At 66.1% G+C, this 21,670-nt stretch carries 19 protein-coding genes and 1 riboswitch; of the genes, 4 read left to right on the top strand and 15 right to left on the bottom strand.

Annotation, left to right across the window (positions count from 1 at the left end; translation table 11 throughout):
- Positions 1–1,261 precede the first annotated feature (1,261 nt).
- Complete coding sequence (locus ABD134_RS11340; protein ID WP_344229533.1) at positions 1,262–1,537, bottom strand: DNA gyrase subunit A; 276 nt, start codon at positions 1,535–1,537, stop codon at positions 1,262–1,264.
- Positions 1,538–1,820: 283 nt separating this feature from the next.
- On the opposite strand from ABD134_RS11340, the gene ABD134_RS11335 reads away from it, so the two are divergent.
- From ABD134_RS11335 to ABD134_RS11325, 3 genes are all read left to right on the top strand, one after another.
- Entirely contained in the window at positions 1,821–2,015 is a 195-nt protein-coding gene (locus tag ABD134_RS11335) for a hypothetical protein (protein ID WP_344229531.1), read from the top strand.
- A 429-nt stretch (positions 2,016–2,444) separates the two neighbouring features.
- Positions 2,445–3,419 (top strand): NAD-dependent epimerase/dehydratase family protein, encoded by a 975-nt coding sequence (locus tag ABD134_RS11330; protein ID WP_344229529.1) that lies wholly within the window; start codon positions 2,445–2,447, stop codon positions 3,417–3,419.
- A 150-nt stretch (positions 3,420–3,569) separates the two neighbouring features.
- The gene (locus ABD134_RS11325; RefSeq protein ID WP_344229527.1) at positions 3,570–4,646 is read left to right on the top strand and encodes a restriction endonuclease; all 1,077 of its coding nucleotides are present in this window, start codon (positions 3,570–3,572) and stop codon (positions 4,644–4,646) included.
- A 199-nt stretch (positions 4,647–4,845) separates the two neighbouring features.
- On the opposite strand, the gene ABD134_RS11320 is transcribed toward ABD134_RS11325, so the two are convergent.
- The 8 genes from ABD134_RS11320 to ABD134_RS11285 all read right to left on the bottom strand — a co-directional run bounded on the left by ABD134_RS11320 (position 4,846) and on the right by ABD134_RS11285 (position 13,925).
- On the bottom strand, positions 4,846–5,511 hold the full coding sequence (locus tag ABD134_RS11320; protein ID WP_344229525.1) for a DUF6308 family protein: 666 nt from the start codon (positions 5,509–5,511) through the stop codon (positions 4,846–4,848).
- A 233-nt stretch (positions 5,512–5,744) separates the two neighbouring features.
- On the bottom strand, positions 5,745–6,056 hold the full coding sequence (gene yedF / locus ABD134_RS11315; protein WP_344229523.1) for a sulfurtransferase-like selenium metabolism protein YedF: 312 nt from the start codon (positions 6,054–6,056) through the stop codon (positions 5,745–5,747).
- Positions 6,053–7,288: a selenium metabolism membrane protein YedE/FdhT gene (gene yedE, locus ABD134_RS11310; RefSeq protein ID WP_344229521.1), complete on the bottom strand. Its 1,236-nt coding sequence runs from the start codon at positions 7,286–7,288 to the stop codon at positions 6,053–6,055. The genes yedF and yedE overlap by 4 nt, the downstream gene beginning before the upstream one ends.
- A gap of 468 nt (positions 7,289–7,756) precedes the next feature.
- A complete protein-coding gene (locus ABD134_RS11305; RefSeq protein WP_344229519.1) occupies positions 7,757–9,154 on the bottom strand; it encodes a hypothetical protein in 1,398 nt (465 codons plus the stop codon).
- A 290-nt stretch (positions 9,155–9,444) separates the two neighbouring features.
- A complete protein-coding gene (locus ABD134_RS11300) occupies positions 9,445–9,942 on the bottom strand; it encodes an HNH endonuclease (protein WP_344229517.1) in 498 nt (165 codons plus the stop codon).
- A 795-nt stretch (positions 9,943–10,737) separates the two neighbouring features.
- Positions 10,738–11,544 (bottom strand): energy-coupling factor transporter transmembrane component T family protein, encoded by an 807-nt coding sequence (locus tag ABD134_RS11295; protein ID WP_344230863.1) that lies wholly within the window; start codon positions 11,542–11,544, stop codon positions 10,738–10,740.
- 2 nt (positions 11,545–11,546) lie between these two features.
- Positions 11,547–13,190, bottom strand: coding sequence for an ABC transporter ATP-binding protein (locus ABD134_RS11290; protein ID WP_344229515.1), 1,644 nt, complete (start codon positions 13,188–13,190; stop codon positions 11,547–11,549).
- Between the two features lie 3 nt (positions 13,191–13,193).
- A complete protein-coding gene (locus tag ABD134_RS11285; protein ID WP_344229513.1) occupies positions 13,194–13,925 on the bottom strand; it encodes an ECF transporter S component in 732 nt (243 codons plus the stop codon).
- 91 nt (positions 13,926–14,016) lie between these two features.
- Positions 14,017–14,120, bottom strand: a riboswitch (TPP riboswitch).
- Between the two features lie 101 nt (positions 14,121–14,221).
- On the opposite strand from ABD134_RS11285, the gene ABD134_RS11280 reads away from it, so the two are divergent.
- Positions 14,222–14,503, top strand: a complete 282-nt coding sequence (locus tag ABD134_RS11280) for a DUF4235 domain-containing protein (RefSeq protein WP_344229511.1) — start codon at positions 14,222–14,224, stop codon at positions 14,501–14,503.
- A gap of 107 nt (positions 14,504–14,610) precedes the next feature.
- Here the strand turns inward: ABD134_RS11280 and mnhG are convergent, their stop codons facing one another.
- The 6 genes from mnhG to ABD134_RS11250 all read right to left on the bottom strand — a co-directional run bounded on the left by mnhG (position 14,611) and on the right by ABD134_RS11250 (position 21,621).
- Positions 14,611–14,982, bottom strand: a complete 372-nt coding sequence (mnhG, locus tag ABD134_RS11275; RefSeq protein ID WP_378108310.1) for a monovalent cation/H(+) antiporter subunit G — start codon at positions 14,980–14,982, stop codon at positions 14,611–14,613.
- 61 nt (positions 14,983–15,043) lie between these two features.
- Complete coding sequence (locus ABD134_RS11270; RefSeq protein WP_344229507.1) at positions 15,044–15,331, bottom strand: MrpF/PhaF family protein; 288 nt, start codon at positions 15,329–15,331, stop codon at positions 15,044–15,046.
- Positions 15,328–15,924, bottom strand: a complete 597-nt coding sequence (locus ABD134_RS11265) for a Na+/H+ antiporter subunit E (RefSeq protein WP_344229506.1) — start codon at positions 15,922–15,924, stop codon at positions 15,328–15,330. The genes ABD134_RS11270 and ABD134_RS11265 overlap by 4 nt, the downstream gene beginning before the upstream one ends.
- Positions 15,921–17,735, bottom strand: a complete 1,815-nt coding sequence (locus tag ABD134_RS11260; protein WP_344229504.1) for a Na+/H+ antiporter subunit D — start codon at positions 17,733–17,735, stop codon at positions 15,921–15,923. The genes ABD134_RS11265 and ABD134_RS11260 overlap by 4 nt, the downstream gene beginning before the upstream one ends.
- Positions 17,735–18,427 carry a Na(+)/H(+) antiporter subunit C gene (locus tag ABD134_RS11255; RefSeq protein ID WP_344229501.1) on the bottom strand — a complete coding sequence of 231 codons (693 nt, stop codon included), beginning with the start codon at positions 18,425–18,427 and terminating at the stop codon, positions 17,735–17,737. Before ABD134_RS11255 ends, ABD134_RS11260 begins: the two co-directional genes overlap by 1 nt.
- A complete protein-coding gene (locus ABD134_RS11250) occupies positions 18,424–21,621 on the bottom strand; it encodes a Na+/H+ antiporter subunit A (protein WP_344229499.1) in 3,198 nt (1,065 codons plus the stop codon). The genes ABD134_RS11255 and ABD134_RS11250 overlap by 4 nt, the downstream gene beginning before the upstream one ends.
- Positions 21,622–21,670 lie beyond the last annotated feature (49 nt).

Below are 21,670 nucleotides of genomic sequence, written 5' to 3'. Positions count from 1 at the left end.
AACGCCTGACATGGGAGGTTTTCGCGAGTCGTGCGCTGGAATCGCGGCCCCGCGACAGGCAGATCGGCGCCCGCAGTTCCTGAGGTGGGCCCCTAGCTACTCGGAGTCGATAACACCGTCCTGCAGGAAGGGTGCTATAACGCTGCGGAAGCCTCGATTTATCCCTTAGTTCCCTAGGATCAAACTCACGCACACGAGCATGAAGTTTGTTCCACTAGGGATCCCCCTACGGAACACCTCTGACGTCACCATGGCGATCCGTGAAGGCCACTTCTGACATCAGTGCCGTCGACTTCTGAACCTCACACCCTCTGCCTGAGATCGGTGCTCTCGCCGAGCGCCTTCCGCACCGCCTGGCGGGTGACCAGGCAGACGCCGGTGGCGTACTTCCAGCGGGCGTCACCCTGCCAACTTCTGCGTGCGCCTGCTCGCTCGGCCTTCCCTTCGACGGGGCCCGGTGAGGCCAGACAGGAGCGTAAACACATTAGCAGTTGAAGAGTTGAATAGTCTTGCTTTTTTCATTGATGTATAGGTCTTTCACGGGGTACGCTCCCACCAGGCGCAAAGAGACGGTGGCTCACGCCACCGCCTCTTGTCAGACCTAATACAGATGAGCCCGTTTCCCCCGGGCTTAGTCCACCTGTCGATCCGTGTGCACCGTCTCACTGGGCCCCTTCAAAGTATCGAAGGGGCCCTCGGCGTTGGCAGTGGCCTTTTGTCCATACTTTCGGACTGCGATGCCCCGCCGACGGACTCCGAACACTCTGATCTAAGCAGCAGCGGCATGGCGCTGAGACGTGGGGATGCGGGCATCTGCCGCTGTTCGCCGTGGTTCCGGTAGTCTTCATCGCCGTCAAGGCCGCCGGATCAACTTCGCGGCGCAAGGTCGGACTCGGGCAGCCGGTGGACAGCCCAACGCCAGAGGGCCCCACCGCAGTCGGTAGGGCCCTCTGGCGTCGGGAACAGGCCCATTGCCGGTCAGTTGTCCACTTCAGCGGCTGGCGGGCGGCCTTGGGCCAGTCGTCGGTGACGTCCTCGGCGGACTGGACCTGGGTGGTGGCGGCATCCTTTGTTCCCATCAAAGGATCCAAATACTGGGTTCCTCTACGACGACTGAGCGACTCCATCCCGATGAGGGATCCCTCTGTGCCAAGCCAGCCCATGGAAGAACGAATGGTCGCTGTAGTCACCGGATGTCGTTCGCTACCCGGACGTTTGTCTCAAACGATCAGAAACGGAGGCACCCGGTTGGCCGGTCGGTTCAGCCTCGGAGATCGTCAGCCTCGGTGCGGATGGACTGTCGTGCTTCCTCGGACATCATCAGGAACTGCATGTTCATGGCCGCTCTTGCCTGCTCCCGAGACAAACCGAACTGTTCCACCAGTGCCGCCTCGGCCGCCGACCTGTCGGCCGCCGACAACACGATGTCGAGGAACCGATGCGGATCATTGACCGCTTGAATGAGGCCCTCCATGATGTGGAGTCGATCGGCACGCTTCCATTGTTCCCATTGTTCTTCGCGCTCGGTCTCGTCCATGTTCACCTCATCACAATCTTGGTGGGATGCAATTCGCCGATAGACAGCTGTCCCTTCAGCAAGGCTATTCGGTTGGCCTTCTGAACGGCCAGGCAATTCACGGAACTACAGTCGCTGGAGGGATCTGGCTTTTCAGACATCCATAATCTGATCGAGGCGCTGGAACGCAGGTCTGGATAGAACGACCTCAACGCTGACCGAACTCGGTCGTGCCCGTTCGGCGATCCGTTTGCCTCACCCCTGGACCTCTCTACCTGGGGAATCAACGCGTTACTCTTCGATCATGTCCCGATTCGCCCAAGGCGCCATGATCTTCTGGGTTATCTACGCCCTGCTCGCGATGATTGCCGGGGTGACGGGAGCAATCGACGGTCTTCTTGCCGTCCTATTTCTCAGTTCGGCAGCCTGCGGAATCTTCGTGCAAGTTTCCCTTGCACGCGCGAAGACACGGCCGCACAAGCCCGGGAGGGGTGACTGACTTCCCCATTGCGAGAGCCACTTTCAGCGCGTTTTCATCAGCCAACGCCTGACGGTTCGGCGGGGGCTGGGTGTGAGGCAAAGGAACCGGGTCTACTTCCTGTCTTTCTCGGTTTCCCGACCGGTGTCCCGCTTTACCGACAGGTTGGCCTCTGGCCTGAGAATAGCTCTGCCATGCATCCTCAGCAATCAGGAGCGTCCATAGCGGGATCCTTTGATGGGAAGGCCCAAGACCGCCGGCAGCGCCGATAGGCAAGGATTCCGGGAATTGGCTCGGCGGAACTTCGACCGCCCCTGGTACAGCTCAATTTTGTCTGAACAAACTCTCTAGCTGTGACTGCCGTGAGCGCTCTTGTCAGATTGGGAAGTAGTTGCGCTATAAGCAGTAACTGCTCGCGAGGCCTCGGATCGGCTTGGCATAGTGACGGTCATGCAGATACTCATTCTGGGCGGCAATGGCCAGCTCGGCCGCCAGCTGGTCCACACCTTCACTGACGCAGGCCATGCCGTCACCTGCCTGGCGCGAGGCACTCAACCAGTCCCCGAAGTTGCCCGCTTTGTCCAAGCCGACCGGGACCACGCTGACGGATTGAGTGAGGTGGCAGGGCATCAGTGGGACGTCGTGGTGGATCTAGCGACCCAGCCCGGCCACGTACGGACGGCCGTGGTCGAACTGGCTGCGCAGCACTGGATCTATCTGTCCTCGCTCAACGCCTACCAGCGCGGTGACATCCGCGAGCAGGATGAGGACTCTCCGACCCATGAGCCGCTTGCGGCCGACACGCTCTCCGCCATGGAGGACTACGGGCCGGCCAAGGTCGCCTGCGAGGAGGCCGTGCGCTCGGGGACCGAGTCCTGCACCATCATCCGGGCGGGTCTGATCGCCGGCGACGGAGACGACACGGGGCGCAGCGGATACTACCCCTGGCGGTTCTCCCACCCCACAGGCGAGGACGTGCTGGTCCCCGACGATCCGGAATTCCCCACCGCAATGATCGACGTCAAGGACCTGGCTGCCTGGATAGTGCACTGCGCCGAACAGCGCATCATGGGCACGTTCAACGCAACCGGTCCCACGCTGACGCTACGCGAAGCCATCGAGACCTCCCGCCGCAGCGCCGACAGTCAGATTGCCGCCAGCCCCGTCCCGGGCGACGTCCTTGCCAGCGCCGAAGTCAGCCCCTGGATGGGCCCAAACAGCCTGCCGTGGTGGATCCCCGACCCCGGACTTCGGTACACGGTCACCGCGAACACGCGCCGCGCCCGTCAACATGGACTCACCTGCAGGCCCTTAGAACAGACCCTCAAGGACGCCCTTGCCTATGAGGAGTCCCGAGGCGGTCCCGTCGGCGCCGGACTGAGCGACGAGACCGAGCGAAGCGTCCGTAAAGCCATAGTCATCTAAGGTCGATCGCAGTTCGGTGCCAGCTATGTTTCGCTGGGCGATCCATGTCTGGCACTGGCTTGAGCGGGAGCGGGGCTGAGGGTTGCGCATGTGGCACAGTCGAGACAGGCTGGCCGCGAGGTCGGCCGTAGAGCACACGGAGGGACACGCATGCCGTCAAGAGTCTGGGTCGTCCGCGCAGGGTCGCGCGGTGAACACGAGCAATACAACATCGAGAACGACCGCACGACCATCGGCTGGGCCGAAGTTGGAGACATTGGCCCCTACCGGTCTAAGGACGCGATCCAGCAGATGCTGGCTCCGCTCTACCCCGGGGCCCCGGACCGGCGCCTGGCGAACTACGCGAGCCAGCTCTGGGCGTTCCGTGACCGCATCCAGGTCGGTGACTTGGTCATCATGCCGTCCAAGGACCGCCGCGGGTATATCTGGTTCGGCCGCGCCGTTGGTCCTTACACCTTCGACGCCTCCAGCCCGGAGCCAGAGCGCCGCAAGTTCATTCCCGTGGACTGGGCCAAGGACCCGATGCCCCGATCTAGCTTCGGCGAGGACCTGCTGCGGTCCCTCGGTGCCATCCAGACGGTGTTCGCCCCCACCCGCAACAATGCTGTCCGCCGGTTGGAGACCATCGCCGCAGGCCAGCCGGACCTGCACACGGGAGGCGGCGCCCCCAAGGAGACGCTGTCCCTCACCGCGGTCCCGACAGCGCCGGCGGAGCAGGACGAAGAGGTCACCGACCCGGATCCCGTCCCCACTCTGGAAGTTATCGAAGACCGGGTGCAAGCCCATGTGATGGCCGAGTTCAAGGAGCACGACCTGACGTGGCTGGTTTCGGAGATCCTCGAATCTCACGAGTTCGTCTGCCAGGTCTCCCCGCCCGGGCCTGACGGTGGGGTGGACATCCTGGCAGGGAAGGGCCCGCTGGGCATGGACGCACCCATCGTGGTCGTGGAGGTGAAATCCGAGGCGGGCCCCGTCGACGTCAAGGTGGTGCGGGGCCTGCACTCGGCCCGTGAGCGGCACAATGCAGATCAAGCACTCCTAGTTGCCTGGGGTGGGGTGAACAAGTCCGCCAAGCGGGAGATCAGCACGGACTCGAAGTTCCGGGTGTGGGACGGGGCCACCCTGATGGCCGAGCTGTTCTACGCCTACGAGGACTTGCCACCGGAGACGAAGCGGAGAATTCCCCTCACTCAGGCGTGGGTGCTCGACGAGGACGCCATCAGCTGAAGCGGCGAAGACCCCGGCCGGAACGGATCCAGCCGGGGTTACTCTGCTCGAGGGCCCCGTCAGTTACTTCACGCAGTCGCCCCCCGTCCCGTCGTCATCGCAGTCGTCGTAGCATGAGTGCTCCGGATCCACGCCGTTCTGGTGTGAATCGCAGAGACAACTGGCCGGATTCCTTGAACACCTTGAGCTCGCCAGGTGTCTATGGTGTCCAAATCAGGATGTCCGCTAGACGCAAGACGGAGAGGGGCCGACCATCCGGGGTGGTCTTCGTGGAGGCCAAAGCGGCTAGCCAGTCGGCGTTTTCACGGATGTCCTCCCACAGTGCCTTCCAGGGCACTTCTGAGCGCTTCGCACCGTAGAACTTCCGGACCCGCGAATCGATCAGGGGGACCATGTGGGGGCGTCGCCGGTGAAGGACTTTGGACACGGTCACGGCAGTCCACCCCTTGACCGGCAAAGCCGCCCCGTTGGCCGCGGCAAGGCTTTCCATCGCCTCCTCCAGGGCAGACAAATCCGCGTAGGACTCAAACGACTCAGCGTCGCGCAATGCGACCAGCGCGTGGTCCAGAGCTTCCCGGAGGTCCTGGGCCGGTCCACCGTCATCAATGAACAGGGGGATGACATCCCTTGCGCCGAGCCTCAGGCTCAGGAGGTTGGCCATCAGCACGTCGGATGGCGCCAACGGAGCATCAATGTTGTCTTGGTTGTCGTATGTGTTGAACGCATAACCCCGGGTCGTGGACGTGTACCTGTCCAGCTTGTCGTAAGCGACAGCCTGCAATGACGCCAATCCGCTCGATGCCATATCAGCCCTCTCGTAGATCGCGACTGTTCTTCTCGGATTCTCCGCTGGTGGCGTGGACACTGGGTCACAGCAGGCACCACTGGGCGGATGCCCAAATTTCTCTTGTAAGTGAATATACGCCGTGGTGGTTGAATCACGACCGGCATTGACGTGGAAGGACGTCAACAGGCTGGCGCTGAAACGTGCGTTGGGTCGCAAGGCTATCTGCCGGTAGTGCTACTCATCTCCGATGCGGGATCCTCTGCCGGGGCAGTCTGACTGGCAAGGGGTGGTTCTTCGAGCGACAGCCAGGTTCATCTGGTGGTCTTTGTCCGCCGGAACCAGCTTCGACGTGGTTTGTCCTGAGTGAGGTGCTTGCCCAGGACCTTCTCGCCGCGGCGGAACGTGAACGTCATGACCGCGCCTTCACGGGAGGGGTCTGCCATCAGCTCATGGCCGGCGGCGGTGGCATCGTCGGGGATGTTCCGGTAGGCCTGCGGGCAGTCGGTTTGGACCTGCAGGATCTCTCCGGGCTTTATTCCGTGCAGCGCCTCGAGGGTGTGGATCACCGGGTAGGGGCACGATTCACCCCGTAGGTCGAGGGCGTAGTACTCAGGGGTGGTCATTTAACCAGTTCCGTTTCCGTGCTCACGCGCACCCGCTCGTGCCGACTCTGCCGCAGCGGCCTCACGGCTGCGGCCCAGAGCCCGAGCAGCACAAGCGAGAGGACCAGGGCCGGCCACGGTCCCCACGCTTGGTAAAAGTTGAAGGCCGGCGACGGGGCCACCAGGGTGGCGTAAATGCCCCAGTGGTCCCAGCCGTAGGCCAACACCGTCGCGCCGATGACATTGCCCACGAAAGCCACCACGGCGGCGGTCTGGCCTTCCATCGCCCGGTACATCATGCCGGTCTCGCAGGCACCGGCCATCATGATCCCGAGCCCGAACAGCATCCCGCCGATGACGGTGCCGATACCGGCCGGCTTGGTCAGCGGGTCCATGCCGCCGATCTGCAGCACCAGCCACGTCATGATCACGGCCGCGGCCAAACCCAGGATCAGCGCATCGTTCAGCTTGGTCTTGCGCGTCACCCACAGATCGCGGAACGCGGCCGTGAAGCAGATCTGCCCTCGCTGGATCAGGATCCCGAAGACGGTGCCGAACACGATCGCCACCGACAACATCCCCCGGCCGGTGGTGACGTACGCCAGTGCCGCGGCCACCAGGCCCAGCACGACCACGGACGCGATCGACCGGTGCGTGGTCTTCTTCTTCGGGGAGCCGGCTGCAGAACCCGGCATGCCCGGAGTCACCGGGACCGGGCGCGTGGGCCCGCGCCACCACCGCTGCTTAATGATGTGGACGCCCAGCAGGGTGCCTAGTGCGGTCGTGGCCGTGAAGATCCAGGCGTGCAGGGAGAACTGCGGAATGCCGGTGAACATGGCCGCCAGATTGCACCCGTACGCCAGTCGGGCGCCGAATCCAGCGATGATGCCACCGACCAACGCCTGGGCGAACCGCCGCTTCAGCGGGGGCAGTCGGAGCCGGAAGTCGCCCGAGTACAGGGCCGCGATCAGCGACCCGGCGAGCATGGCGATCACGATCCACCCATCTGTGCGGTCGACCGGACTACCGTCCAGGGTGGTGACCTCTTGGTAGTACCGCCAGGCGTGGGCGTCCGCCCCCAACCATTCCACGACGTGTCCACCGAGACGAGTGAACTCACCGGTGACCGCCCACACCGTGCCCGTGATGGCAAAGTAGACCGCCGACAGCACGCCCAACAGGACGAAGACCGGGCCGGGGGCCAACCCCACCCGGGCCCGGTACATCGCGTCATACGACTGAAACTGGCTCACGGGCCCTGACAGTAGCACCGAGCACCCTGGGCGTGGCCTGTCCTGACAGGACGCGACCCTCAAGGAAGCATTTCCGAAGAGATCAGTTTGGGGATCGTCTTTCGGAACTGGGAGCCGCCCTGCCGAGAATCGAGAATAGAGAGTATGTGGCCATTCACGAAGAGTAATCCGTGGCACGGAGACTGCCCGGCCTGCGGCCATGACTGGCGAGAACACCTACCCGAGAATGACAAGCCATCAGTGTGCAGCGAATGCCAGTTTGAAATCGACCATGGAGTTCCGGGTGCACCCGATAAACCTTGAACTCCCGAAGCGCCGCCACCCACTCAGTATTGACCGCCTGAGGATCCGCTTACGGCGCAGTCTCTACGTCACCTGTGCGAGCAGTGCGGAGCACTTTTGGCATCAGTGCCGTCGACTTCTGAGAACGAGACCCGGCTAGAGACCTTGTGGGGCTCTTGCGGCTCATCACGCAGGCTGGGGGTCCAAAAGGTGCTCCAGGCCGTACAGCTTGGACAACAGCATGTGATGATGGGCCTTCGGGCGGAAGCGCCAGCCTTCCCGAAGATCTGGCCCGTCCGCGGGCCAAGGGGTCGCCGAGACGATCCTTCGAATGAAACCCATGGCGAGGACCAGAAGATCCTCGACGACGAGCGGTGCATGGATCCTTGCCCCGCGCATCCTGGAGCCGTTGGCGCCCTGCAGCGGTGGGTCCTTCATCCAACGGTCGTGGCTCCCCAGCGCCTCGGCGTTCTCTCTGATGCCGTCGGAGATGTCCACGGGCAGGGCCACGGTCGGTCCAGTACGCCCGACACCGCCCTCGGTGCCTTTTCCCAGGCTTTGGGCGTGGATGGTATTCCTCAGCTTGGAGACAGCCCAGTTGAAGTGCTTGAAGTCCTCCTGGAGGAGAGCCTCGCGCAAGGCTGCAGGCGCCCCCTTGCTCAACTTTTTTAGGTCGTTTTTGCTGGTCTTCACCTGCGTATCGCTCTCGATGGGCCTGCCGAGGGCGTCATTGACCGCACGGAGCAGCGCATCGATGAGCCCGCTGAGCTGGAGGGCGAAGTCCGCGACGAGCTCGGCGGGGTCCTCGGTTCGCTCCGCCCATCCCCGAATGGAATAGCTGGCAATTAGGCGGTCTCGAATCGCCAGGCATCGGCTGAAGCGCCCTGAAGCGCTGGCCAGCAGGTCGAACACCTTTGGGGGGCCATGTCTCCGGGTTTGGTGCTGCACACGATCGAGCTCAGGGAGAAACGTCTCAGTCGAGAGCAGTTCGGGCCGGGCGATCTGCCAGACCCCTACCATCGCGATTGGACCAGGGAGTATCGTACGTCCGCTCAGCCGCTGGTGCAGCCCTAGGGCCGCCATGCCGTCCGAAGAGTCAACGGTGAATACTCCGTCGTTGAAGGGCTTTCGTAGGAACTCAGGTTGTGACGTCATGAACATATGGACATCCGGGACACTCCGAGCTGCCTCGATCCACAAGTGCTCGGCTTGCGCCTGCTCGCGGGGCAGTCCGGACCGGGCCCTGAAGTCGCGGAGCGATTCTTCGCGCCACGGCCTGCTTCCCGAGGTGTGCCACAGGTTGCCAGACCTCCACCCGAAGAGCCCCGTCTCGTAGGGAAACCACACATCGTCCTCAGTACCGTCCCCGTGCGGGTCGAATTCCACGAAGTCAATGCCGGACAGGTCGACCCCCGCATGCTTCAAGAACTCGAGGTGTCCCCTCACTGCCGCATCGTTGCCCGCCGCGTCGGGGCCCACGAGGCACCGGAGGGGCGGCAGCTGAAACAAGGGTTGAAAGGGATCAGTGCGGCGACTAACCGAGGAATATCTTCCTTCGTGCCCGAAACGTTCCAACCAGGTCATGGCCTCAAGTCCATCACAGACCGCGACTGAATCCGTCGGCGGGTATACCCGATTGGGCATTTTCTCCGGTTGTAGATTTAGTTGCACGCTGAGGGCCGCGTGGTTAGCTCGCGCCACCACGGCCGCTATCTGAGGGGAAGGCCGCCCGCATGGGGATCCCGGACCGGGTTGGCTCCATCCTGGCCGGGATCCACTCGGGATCCCCGACCCTGTCCAGGTCCGCGCTCTGGCTGCCGGTGACTATGGGCAGCCCTAACCGCCATGAGCGGGATTGGATGGCCGTGGCTGGCTCAGTCGACGGGGAGCAGATGGACGAACCGTTCCCGGGCCAGCCGCCGGATCGCCTCATCGTCCATCGAGCCCCACAAGGGGCTGCCGTTGCGTTTGATGTTGCACCACCGGTGCGTGGTGCGCAGGTTCTCGATGTCGTCCATACCGCCCTCGTGGAGGGGCACATCGTGGTCCAGGCTCGGATACGTGTCGCCAGAGGGGTGAGCGTCCGGCTCGGTAGGTAACCCGCAGATCTGACAGAGCAGCCCGTCGCGGGCATACACCTCCGGAGCGTGTCGGCGGTAGCCGATGGACCGGCGGGGACCCTTCGGCGGCACCTTGAACGGCCGCGTCGGCGGCAGGCCGGCCTCGGCCTGGCAACTCTTGCAACGGCAGCCCAGGTCCCTCTCATGCCGGTCCAGCAGCTCGCGTCGGCACGGCTGGTGCCGGACGACGAACGCCCGTCGGGTGGAGTTTTCATAGTTCCCAGAGGCCTGCAACTGGAACGAAGCTGCCAAATCCAGAGTTTCGTCGGTGTCGCAGTACGAGCACCGGAACATCCGGGACTCCATGTACAGCAGCCGACAGAAGTCGCTGCAGTACGCCCGGTTGCGGTTGTGATCGCGGAAGGTGATCCCGCAGCCGCGGCAGGTGATCTCGTGCAGAACCCTCACACTGTTGCGCGACATTCCCCTCCTAGATCGGTCCGGTGCTCCGCCATTCTCCCACCGGAAGTTCAGTTGATTGTTGGCGGCAGTGCCGGATTTTGCCGCTGCGCGGCATGTTGGGCGCGCTCGTCTGCCCAAAGCCGGCACTCCTGCCGCGAAAGGTCTCAAGGCCCAACCTGATATGGATTCCCTTTTGGAATAGGTGATCGTTCAGCCGAACGACGGCCTGTTCGAGAAGCCCGGAACTACAGGACACGGAGGGTGAACCGCCTTGTGGTGGCCGTTCCGGCCACATGCGTGCGCCAGTAGGGTGAAAGAACCGGACGACGATCAGAGGGGGTTCATATGGCGGGGAATTTGCGTTCAGTTCCGACCGGAAGCGCAGTGCTGATTTTGACGGCTGGGTTCGTCCTGACGGGCTGTGGCAGCGAGGCGGAACAAGGGGCATCTGAGACCACGTCCCCAGCCACCACCCCGAGTGAGTCGACGTCCACCCGCCCCGAATCGTCGCCATCCTCGACGATGGTCACTCCCGTGGGCAGCCTGGATGAGTTGTTTGAAGCCGTCGAGCGTAGTTCAGTGCACTTCTGACGGTGCGTCAGGAGCGTCCGAAATCTCAGGAGCAGCCCAACACCATCCGCCGTGTCAAGCCCAGACGAGGTTGAACGCCCCGGTGGCCACGGACAGGCCGACCGCCATGGCAGCCAGTCCGACGCCGCCCAGGACTACCCAGACGTCTAGCGCACCGAACGGCGACTCCCTCGCCCAGGTGCGGTCGCCGGTTCCGAATCCTCGGGCCTCCATCGTGACGGCGAGCTTGGTCGCCCGGCGGATGGCCTGCACCATGAGTCCGAACACCTGACCGAGCCAGGATCCCAGCCGGCGGAGCGGGTTGCCCCCGGCACCGACGCCTCGGGCCCGCCGGGCTTGGCCGAGGGTCCGCCATTCCTCCGTCAGCACGCCCAGCAGCCGGAAGGCCGCGAGGGAGCCGAGGACGAAGCGTGCGGGCAGTCGCAATCGTTGTGACAGGGCGTCGGCCAGGTCGGTGGGGTCGGTGGTGATGAAGACCATCACGCCGGGCAGCGCCACTGCGAGGATGCGCAGCCCCGTGGCCAACCCGGCCAGGACCGAGCCCTCCGAGATACTCACCGGTCCCGCCTCGAACAGCATGGGCCCGGAGTCCTCCCCCACCAGGGCCGTGCCCCACGCGGACACCAGCGCGGCCGCCACCAGGACCCAGGCCCGCCGGAAGAACTCGCCGACCCGGATCCCGGACAACGGCAACAGGACCACGGCGGCCACCAGGACGATCCCGGAGGACACCCAATCCATCGTCGCCACCAGCACCGCCGTCACCGGCAGCAGAGCCGCGAGCTTGGCCAGGGGGTTGGCACGCTCGAAGGCCGAGCCGGCCACAGGCCGGGAGGGAGCCCTGAGAGTGGCAACAGGCACCGTCACGCGGCCACCTCCAGCTCGACCACCCGGGCGTCGAGCGCGGCGGCGAAGTCGGCATCATGGGTCACGGCCAGCACCGAGCGGCCCTCGGCCACCAGCCCGCGCAGCAAGCCCGTGAGCACGGCCCACGTGTTGGCGTCCTGGCCGAACGTCGGCTCGTCGAGGAACACCACGTCGGGGCCGGCGGCCAGTACCGTGGCGACGGACAGCCGCCGCTTCTCCCCGCCGGAGAGCGTGAACGGGTTGACCTCGGCCAGCGATTCCAGATTCAGCGCCGCCAGCAGCCCATCAGCCCGCGCGGCAGCCTGCTCCTCCGTGAACAGGCGTTGCCCGGTCTCGGGATCGCGGGCGTGGCGTGGACCGAACAGCAACTCGTCCCGCACGGTGGTGGCGACGAACTGATGCTCGGGCTCCTGGAAGACGGTGCCGATCCGGCTGACCAGGTCGGCGGCCTTCCACCGGTGCGGATCGTCCGGCAGGTTGCCGGCCCGCTCCCCCTTGAGCGCGGTCCCCGCGGTGAGCGTGCCCGCGTGGGAGGGGATCAGACCGGCCAGGGTCAGCAGCAGCGTGGATTTTCCACTGCCGTTGGCCCCGGTCACGACGACGGCCTCGCCGGCCCCCAGCTCCAGGTCCAGGTCCCGCTGGACCGGCGTCGGGGTGGGACCGAGGCGCCGGCGCCATCCCGGTTTCACGGGCTCCCTGGAGACGGCCAGGCCACGAGCGGTCAACAGTGCACCGGAGGGCGCCGGCGTCGTCCCGTGTCTGCCCTCCACTCCCCCCTGCATCTGGAGGTCAATATCGCCCCGATTTTGGCCGATGCCGGGCCCATTCCGGTGCGAATTCGACCTCCAGTCGCGAGGGGTGGGGGTGGTCGGTGCTGGAACACGGCCAGGCACCCAGACGCCCGCGGCGGCCAGCTCGTCCCGGACGGGGCCCGGGGCGAGGAGCTCGCCCGGAGAGCCGTCGTGGCTGATCCCGCCGCCGGGTTCCAGGACGAGCATGCGGTCCACGTGGTCGGCCCAGACGGCGAGGCGATGCTCGACCACGAGCAGGGTCGCGCCGGTCCGCCCGGCCACGGCGAGCACGGCGTCGCGGACCTCCAGCACCCCGGACGGATCCAGGTTGGCGGTGGGCTCGTCCAGCAGGATCAACGGCGGGCGCATCGCCAGAATCCCGGCGAGGGCCAGGCGCTGCTTCTGTCCGCCGGACAATCGCGAGGTGTCCCGGGCCAGGGAGATCCCCTGGTCCTCTCCCAGCCCCACGGCGTCCAGGGCGTCCAGGACGCGGTCCCAGATCTGCTCCCGCGGCACCAGCAGGTTCTCAGCGCCGAACGCCGCATCATCACCGACGCGGGACAGGATCACCTGGGTCTCGGGATCCTGCTGCACCAGCCCGGCGTGGCCGCGCAGCTCACGCGACACGGTGCCGTCCACCCACAGGGAACCGGTCTCCTCGGACTCGTCAGCGGGGTCCAGCACTCCGGCAAGGGCGTAGAGCAGGGTGGACTTGCCGGCGCCGGAAGGGCCAGCCAGCAGGACCTTCTGCCCGGCCGGCACCTCCAGGTCCAGACCCGCGACGGCGGGAACCGGCCGGCCGGCGTGGCGCCAACCCCAGTCCGCGGCGGTGATGTGCGCTCCCGGCACCGTTCAGGCCACCGGCTCCTGGTGGGCACGGCGGGAGGCCAGGGCGGACAGGGCCCCCGTGGCCGCAAGACCGCGCGTGGCCAGCCAGGACAGCAGTCCGGCGATCACCAACCCGGAGACTCCTACCAATCCCACGTAGATCAGCTTCCAGTCCAGCGTGTACTCGGGGAACCAGTTGAAGATGAACGCGTCATTGATGCCCCCGAAGATCCCCGTGACGAGGCCGGCGAGCAGCGCCACGGGTAGCGTGAAGCGGCGGTAGAGGAACGCCAGCAGGATCAGTTCCGGTCCGAGGCCCTGGACCACGCCGGAGGCCAGGACGGTCAGGCCGAACTGGGAGCCGAGCAGGGCAGATACCGCCGCAGCCACCAGTTCGGTGAACAGCGCGGCCCCGGGCCTGCGGATGATGAGCCCACCGAGCACGGCCGGGAACAGCCACATCCCGGCCACCAGGGCGGAGGACGGCGGGAAGGCCGCGAAGGCGGGGCTCAACCCGGCATAGGCCAGGTTCCAGGCCCAGAAGATGACGCCGGAGGCCACCGCGATGACGGCGGCCACAACGATGTCCACCACCCGCCAGGAGCGCCGATTCGGGGCGGCGCTGCCGGATGCTCGGCCGTTGCCGGTCGTGGTGCCGGTCGTGGCGCCGATGTCTGCGGACGGCGCGTGGCCGGCGTCGTGCCCGGGGGTTGCGTCAGGGTGTTGCGGGGTGTTGCCGGTCTTCATGGAGACCATGTGGTGTTCCTCCTCAAGGATGCAAGGAGGGGGACGGAACGGTACGCCACGAGCACCCGCACGCGGATGCTGCTGGACGGCTTCTGACGTTCCGTCAGAGAACTCGACTTCCTTCGCCGGTGCTAGCCGGAGCAGGTTCGAGGGTCTGCGCTGGGCGCACTCTCAGCACCCGGAGGTGCTCCCCTGTCGTTCACAGTGTCCGCCCATCATAGTCCACACACGGCACATCCCGCCCGGTGAACCGTTAGGCTGGCAACGAACGCGCAACGACCACCGTCAACGTCCTGGAGGAACCCGTGAACACCCTCGTGGAAAAGCTCATCGCTACCGGCATCACGATCGGCGGCGGCATCATCGGCACCAAGGTCGTGGAGTTCGCCTGGAGGAAGGTCACCGGCCATGACGCCCCGAAGGACCTGGACGACACCGAGGCCAACATGTGGAGCGCCATCACCTTCGCGACCATCTCTGCGGGCATCTCCGCCATCATCCGGGTCTCGTCCAAGCGCGGCGCGAACTCTGCCGTGAAGGCCATCCAGTCACGCACGAAATCCAGGGCCGGGGCCGCCGAGGTCTGAGGCCCGACGCCGGCCGGGCACCGGAGTGGTCCAGCTCACCGGCGGCGAGGGCCGGGCCGTGCTCGACGGCCCGGCTCAGGCGGCCCAGCCGGATCGATTCAGCCGCGTCAGTCGCGGCCCTGCTGGTCCATAGGGTCGTCCTTCGGAACGGTCCGCTGGTCGGGCGCCGTTGCGGCCGGCCTGCCCGCGTCGTCCTGACGGGCGACCACGTCCGCGAGCTCGTCCACGAAGTGGTATTCCGGTCTGAGGTGCTTGGTGCGGTAACCCGCCCGGCCCACGAGGTGTGCGGAGACCGGCGCGGTGAGCATCTGCAGCACCCACGCCAGCACCAGCACGGGCACCCACACCCACGCCCGCCAGGCGAAGGCCAGGGCTATCAGCATCAGCAACAGCCCCAGCACTTGGGGTTTCGTGCCCGCGTGCATGCGGGAGAGCTGGTCCGGAAACCGGAACAGGCCGATCCCTGCCACGGTGGACATCAAGGCCCCGAGGACCAACAGCACGGCTGCGATTCCGTCTGAGATCTGGATCCAGTCGAGGTCAAGCACGTTCGCTCGGCTCCTTCCTGGCCTCGGCCACGAATCGGGACAGTGTCACCGAACCCACGAATCCGATCACCGAGGCCACCACCACGAACACGATGTTGTCCGTGTGGTGGTTCACGGCCATCTCGACGCACAAAGCAGACGAGACGACGATCAGCAGCACGTCCGTGGCGATGGCCCGGTCCAGGATCGAGGGTCCGCGGACGATCCGGTAGATCGCTGCCAAGGCCCCCGCACCCAGCAGTATCAGGCAGACGATCCCCGCCCATTCCAGCATCGTCATCGTGGCCTCCTGCCAGCAGGGGCCTCGGCGTGCGGCGCCTCGCCCTCCTTCACGAGGGCCAGGTCCGCCTTCGTACCGATCGCCCGGATGATCGCGGCCTCAGTCTTCAGGGCTTCGACCCGAAAGGACTCGACCGCCTCCGCGTTGTCCACGTTCAGGCAGTGCAGGTATAGCGTAGAGCTGGGCCGGTCCACGTCGATGACGAGGGAACCGGGCACCAGGGCCAGCGCATGACCGGTGAGCGTGACGATCAGGTCATCGTGGCTGCGCAGCGGGACCGCCACCACGGAGTTGACGATCTTCGGCCCCTGAGTGATCGCATCCCAGGCCACCGAGATGGAGGCGGTCACCACGTGCCACAGGAACCGGAACGTGAAGATCAGGGCGTACCAGAGGTTGAACCGGTCCGAGAAGTTCACCCGAGGCAACCGGTAGAAGGTCAACGTCAGCATCGAGAACACGACGCCGGCCAGCAGCACGCCCGGCGAGAAGTCCTGCCAGAGAGCACCCCACGTGAGGGTCAGGCCCAGGAGGATCGGCCATTGGCTCCAGAAGGAGCGGCCCCCGTCCTGATCGTCCGGACCGGCGCTCATGGCTGACCCCCTTCGGTACTATCGCCGACATCGTGCCCTTCGGAATCCCCGGGGATGGAATCCGGCACGCCTGGCCCGCCGTTGTCCTGGTCCGGTACATGGATGCCCCGTTCCTCCAGGCCGCCCAGATCCTGCTCCGCCTGGGCGGCGGCCTCCGGGCCTAGGACGGCCTCGATATAGGGCGTGCGCAGAAGCATGTCCGTGGCGGCCCGGTCAGCGAAGGCGTAGAGCGGGCCGGCGAACACGGTGAAGGCCAGGCCGAAGGCCACGAGTCCGACGGTCGGGTAGACCATGCCACGGGCGGGTCCCTTGGGGATCTTGGTCGGGGTCTTGACCTGGGTCTTGGTCAGGGTCTTGGTGTCGGATTGGGCCGGGGTCCGGGTCTGGGTCTCGATTGTGACAGCTCTGGCGTTCCGGCCGGCGCGCCGCGCCTCGGTCTCCTCCAGCGCGAGGACGAGCTTGGCCGGCGGGTGCTCCACGTCCTCGACCCGGCGCCAGAACGAGCGGTTCCACACTCGGACCATCACCAGCAGCGTCAACAGCGAGGTCACCACGGAGGCGGCCACGAGCGCCCATGCCATGCCGTGGTCCGCGCCGACGCCGGCCTGGATCAGGCCGATCTTGGAGAGGAAGCCGGAGAACGGCGGGATGCCACCCAGGTTCATGGCCGGGATGAAGAACAGAATCGCGATCAGCGGTGAGATCCGCGCCATCCCGCCCAGACGGTCGATGTTGGCAGACCCGGCCCGCTGCTCGATCAGGCCGGTCACGAGGAACAGCCCGGTCTGCACGGTGATGTGGTGGACCACGTAGAACACCGTGGCTCCCAGACCGAGCACGCTGGCCATGGCCACGCCGAAGATCATATAGCCGATGTGGGAGACGAGCGTGAAGGACAGGACGCGCTTGATGTCGTTCTGGGCGAGGGCGCCGAGGATGCCGACGATCATCGTCAGCAGGGCCACCCAGAGCAGCAGTGAGTTCACCCGGTCTCCCGGGAACAGCAGTGTCTCGGTCCGGATGATGGCATAGACGCCGACCTTGGTCAGCAGGCCCGCGAACACCGCGGTCACCGGGGCGGGGGCGGTCGGGTAGGAGTCCGGCAGCCAGAAGGACAGCGGGAACACCGCAGCCTTGATACCGAAGCCGACGAGCAGCATCACGTGCAGCACCATCTGCACGTCCGGGTCCAGCTCCGCCAGCTTCACTGCCAGGTCCGCCATGTTGATCGTGCCGGTGGCGCCGTAGATCATGGCGATGGCGATCAGGAAGAGCACGGAGGAGATCACGGAGACCACCACGTAGGTCACACCCGCCCGGACTCTCGGTCCCGTGCCACCCAGGGTCAACAGCACATACGACGCCGTCAACAGGATCTCGAACCCGACGTAGAGGTTGAAGAGATCACCGGCGAGGAATGCGTTGGACACGCCTGCCACCAGGATGAGGAACGTGGGGTGGAAGATCGAGACCGGCCCGCCCTGGTCCTGGTCCGTGATCCCCTGGGCGGAGGCGTAGATCAACACCGCGAGGACGATCGCCGAGGAGACCACCAGCATCAGGGCGGAGAAACGGTCCACCACCATCGTGATGCCCCAGGGGGCCTCCCACCCTCCGAGGAACACCGCCACGGCGCCCGTGTCCCAGGTGGCAGCCAGCAGCAGGCACTCGAGGAGCAGGGTGAGGGTGATGGTGGTGACGGTGGTGGCGATCTGCGCCTTGGGCCGGCGGACCAGCACGAAGGCCAGGGCAGCGCCGAGGATCGGCAGCAGGACCGCGAGCGGGGCGAAGGAGACGATATCCAGGTCCATCACTCACCGTCCTTCGGGTCGCGGCCCCGGGGCCGGGACCGGGGACTGCCGGAACGTTCGTCCTCATCCGGCAGGTGGTCATCATGTCCGAGCGATCCGACGGGGTACTCGCCCTCCTCGGCTTCGTGCCGCGAACGGCGTCCGCCGCCCGGCAGGTGACGGTTGGCATCCATCTTCACCTTCACCGTGCCATCGGCCCGGTGGCGGACCGACAGGGCACCGGTGGAGGGGTTGATGGCCGTGGCATGCTCGTAGTCCGCGTTCGGGTCCTCGTTCTCCTCGAGGAACTCGGATGGCTCCTCCAGCAGCTCGGCGTCCTCCTCCGCGTCGAAGGAGGACTGTTCGGCGACCTTGACGTCCTCGGCGTCCACCAGGACCTCGTCCCGCCGACCCAGCTTCCAGGACCGGTAGATCATGCCGAGCATGAAGGCCGTGATGGCGAAGGAGATGACGATCGACGTCAGGGTCATCGCCTGCGGCAGCGGGTCCGTGTACGCGCTCGGGTCCATCCCGTCCTCGACGAGTGGGGCCGGGCCCGGGGCACCGGCCATGATCACGATGAGCAGGTTCGTCGCGTTGGTGACCAGGACCATGCCCAGCAGCACGCGGGTCAGGGTCCGCTCCAGCAGCAGGTAGATGCTGACGGCATACATGACACCCATGACCAGCAGCAGCACAATGTTCACGCTCATGGCGTCACCGTCCCGGGGTCCGTGGTTCCCGTGACATCGGTGGATCCGGTGGTCGCGGACGTAATGGTGGATGCTCCCGTGCCGGTGGTGGAGGTGGCTGCCACGAGGCTGGCGCGGGCCTCACGGCGGCGCTTCTCGGCCTCCACGAGCGCCGTGGTCTCCACCTCGTGGCGGCGATCCACCTCAGATCCGAGGGAACGCAAGACGTCGATGACCAGTCCGACCACTACGAGGTACACCCCGATGTCGAAGATCGTGGCCGTGACGAACTTGACGTGTCCGAGCACCGGCAGGGTGAACTCGATGATCGCTGACTGGAACACCTGGCCGCCGGCGAACAGCGGGACCATCCCGGTGACGGCCGCCACGGCGAGACCCGAGCCCAGCAGGACGCCAGCCGGGATGGGCATGGCCTGCTCCAACTCATAGCGACCACCGGCCAGGTACCGGATGGTCAGGGCGAGCCCGGCGATCAGCCCGCCCGCGAACCCACCGCCCGGAGTGTTGTGGCCGGCTAGCAAGAGGTAGATGGACAGCAGGATGATCACGTGGAAGACGAGCCGGGTGACCACCTCGAAGATGATGGACCGGCGCTCTGGGGCCACGGTGCGGCCGGCCACGAGCCACTGGTCCTCGTCCACGATGGCGAACTTGCGGAGGGCGGCCAGCTGGCGGGACTCGTCGGGTCCCTTGGGGCTGTAGCGTCCCACCGATCCCGAGGCCACCTTGTCCAGGTCGCCGCTGCGGCGGTCCCGGTGCTGGATGAAGATCAGCGACGCCACCCCGGTGGCGGCCGCGGCGAGCACGGTGAGTTCCCCGAAGGTGTCCCAGGCGCGGATGTCCACGAGCAGTACGTTGACGATGTTGGCGCCGCCGCCGTCCTCATAGGCCAGCTGCGGCATCTCCAGGGAGATCGGGTCGGCGGTCCGGGAGGCCATGACGGTGATCGCCACCCAGATCATCACCAGGCCGAACATGATGCCGAGCAGTGCGTGTGCCCAGCGGATGTTGGTGCGGTCCCGGGTGTACCAGCCGGCCGGCAGCACACGCAGGCCGAGCACCATGGCCACGAGGACGATGGACTCCACCAGTAGCTGCGTCAGGGCCAGGTCCGGTGCACCCTGCAGAGCGAAGATGGCCGCCAGCCCGTAGCCGCAAACGGAGATGAGCAGCACGGCCATGAAGCGCTTGCGGGCCCGGATGGCGGTAATGGCGCCGGTGATGATGGCCGCCCCGACGAGAATCTGGGCGACGGAATCGCCCCACGTCCAGTTCGCGGAACTGAAGATGGACGCGGCCATGCCCGCGCCGCCGTCGTACTCGTGGGGGAACAGCAGCGCCAACAACGGCGCGATGAAGGCGACCGCCAGGATGATGAACAGGTAGAAGCTCAGGGAACCGCGCTGGGTGCGGCCGGTCACCCACACGGCCACATCATCCAGCCCCCGCAGTGCGGAGCGGTAGACGCGCTGTGCGTCCACCCAGGACGGCACGGCCTCCTGGAAGCGGGCCACCCCGTCCCTGATGGCGTACAGGGCGAGACCGAGCAGGACGATGCCCACCGAGATGGCCAGGATCGGCGTGAAGCCGTGCCACAAGGCCAGGTGGGCGGGCTCAGCACCCGGATCGAGGGCCGTCATCGATCCCCCGAAAGCGACGGGCAGGGCGTCCATGACGGTGGGGATGAAGGCGCCAACCACGCAGGCGACGGCCAGCAGGGCGGAGGGGCTGAGGGCGCCGGCTGTGACGGGGCCGTGGAAGCGGGTGTCCGCGACGGTCTTCAGCTCGCCCTCCGTGCGGAGCTTCTTGGTGGCGAACGCGCCCCACACAAAGCGCGCCGAGTAGGCCACCGTCAACACGGAGCCGAGGGCGACGGCCACGAGCGGCGTCCAGGCCCAGACACTGGCCCAGAGTCCGCCGCCGGAGCCTGCCTCGGCCCAATGCTGCAGTGACTCGAGGACGGACTCTTTGGCCACGAACCCGAAGAGCGGTGGGATGCCGGCCATGGAGGCGGCACAGATGACTGCCGTGGCGGTCAGCCAGGGGTGGTTTCGGCCAACCCCGGAGAGCTTGGCCAGATCACGGGTGCCGGCCTCGTGGTCGATGATGCCGACGACCATGAACAAGGGCGCCTTGAAGAGGGCGTGGGCCACCAGCATGGCCAGGCCGGCCATGGCGGCGTCCTGATTACCGAGCCCGTTGGCGACCATGAGGAAGCCGAGCTGGGACACGGTGCCGTAGGCCAGCACCAGCTTGATGTCCGTCTGGCGCAGGGCGCGCCAACCGCCGACGAGCATGGTCCAGAGGCCGACACCGAGCACCAGCGCCTGCCACCAGCCGGACTCCGCGAACGCCGGGGCGAGCCGCGCAACGAGGTAGACGCCGGCCTTCACCATGGCTGCGGCGTGGAGGTAGGCCGAGACCGGGGTCGGGGCGGCCATGGCTGCCGGGAGCCAGAAGTGGAAGGGTGCCTGCGCGGACTTGGAGAGGGCACCCACGAGGACGAGCACGATGGCCCACTCCATGAACGCGCCGCCGTAGGGACCGGCCATCAGCTCCGGACCGCGGGCCACGATCTCGGAGAGGCGGTAGGTGCCGGCGGCCTGACCGAGCATCACCAGTCCGACCAGCATCGCCAGGCCGCCGAAGGTGGTGACGATCAAGGCCTGGATGGCGGACCGGCGGGCGAAGATGCGATGGGCGGAGTAGCCGATCAGCAGGAATGAGAGGACGGACGTCAGTTCCCAGAAGGTGTAGAGCACCATCAGGTCGTCCGTGGTGACCAGGCCGAACATGGCGCCGGCGAAAGCAATCAGCTGGGCGCCGAAGGCCGCATTGCGCGGTTCGTTGATCGTGAAGTACCGGGCACAGTACGCGAGCACGAGGGCGCCCACGCCGAGGACGATCAACCCCATGAACGCGGCGAGGGCATCCATCCGGAAGGACAGGTTGATGCCGAGGTCGGGGATCCACTCGTAGGTCTGGACGAGTTCGCTAGGAGCGGCGGCGGGCGGGGAGGCTCCCGCGTTGACGGTCTCCTGTGCCTCGAGGACTGCGGGCAACTGGAACAGGAGCCAGACGAAACCTGCGGCCGGGACGGCGGCGAGGATGTAGAACCCGTTGCGATCCGCAACCCGGAAGATCAAGGGGGCCACAAGTGCCATTGCAAAGAGCGCAATGAGCACAGTCAGCACGGGGCGGCCTCCATCTTCTGGGTGGGGGGTCGGTTATATCCTACCGGGC

Source organism: Citricoccus alkalitolerans (genome assembly GCF_039528175.1).
GTDB lineage: Bacteria > Actinomycetota > Actinomycetes > Actinomycetales > Micrococcaceae > Citricoccus > Citricoccus alkalitolerans.
Note: the sequence above shows the minus strand (reverse complement) of the source record. Positions and strands in the feature narration are given on the sequence as shown.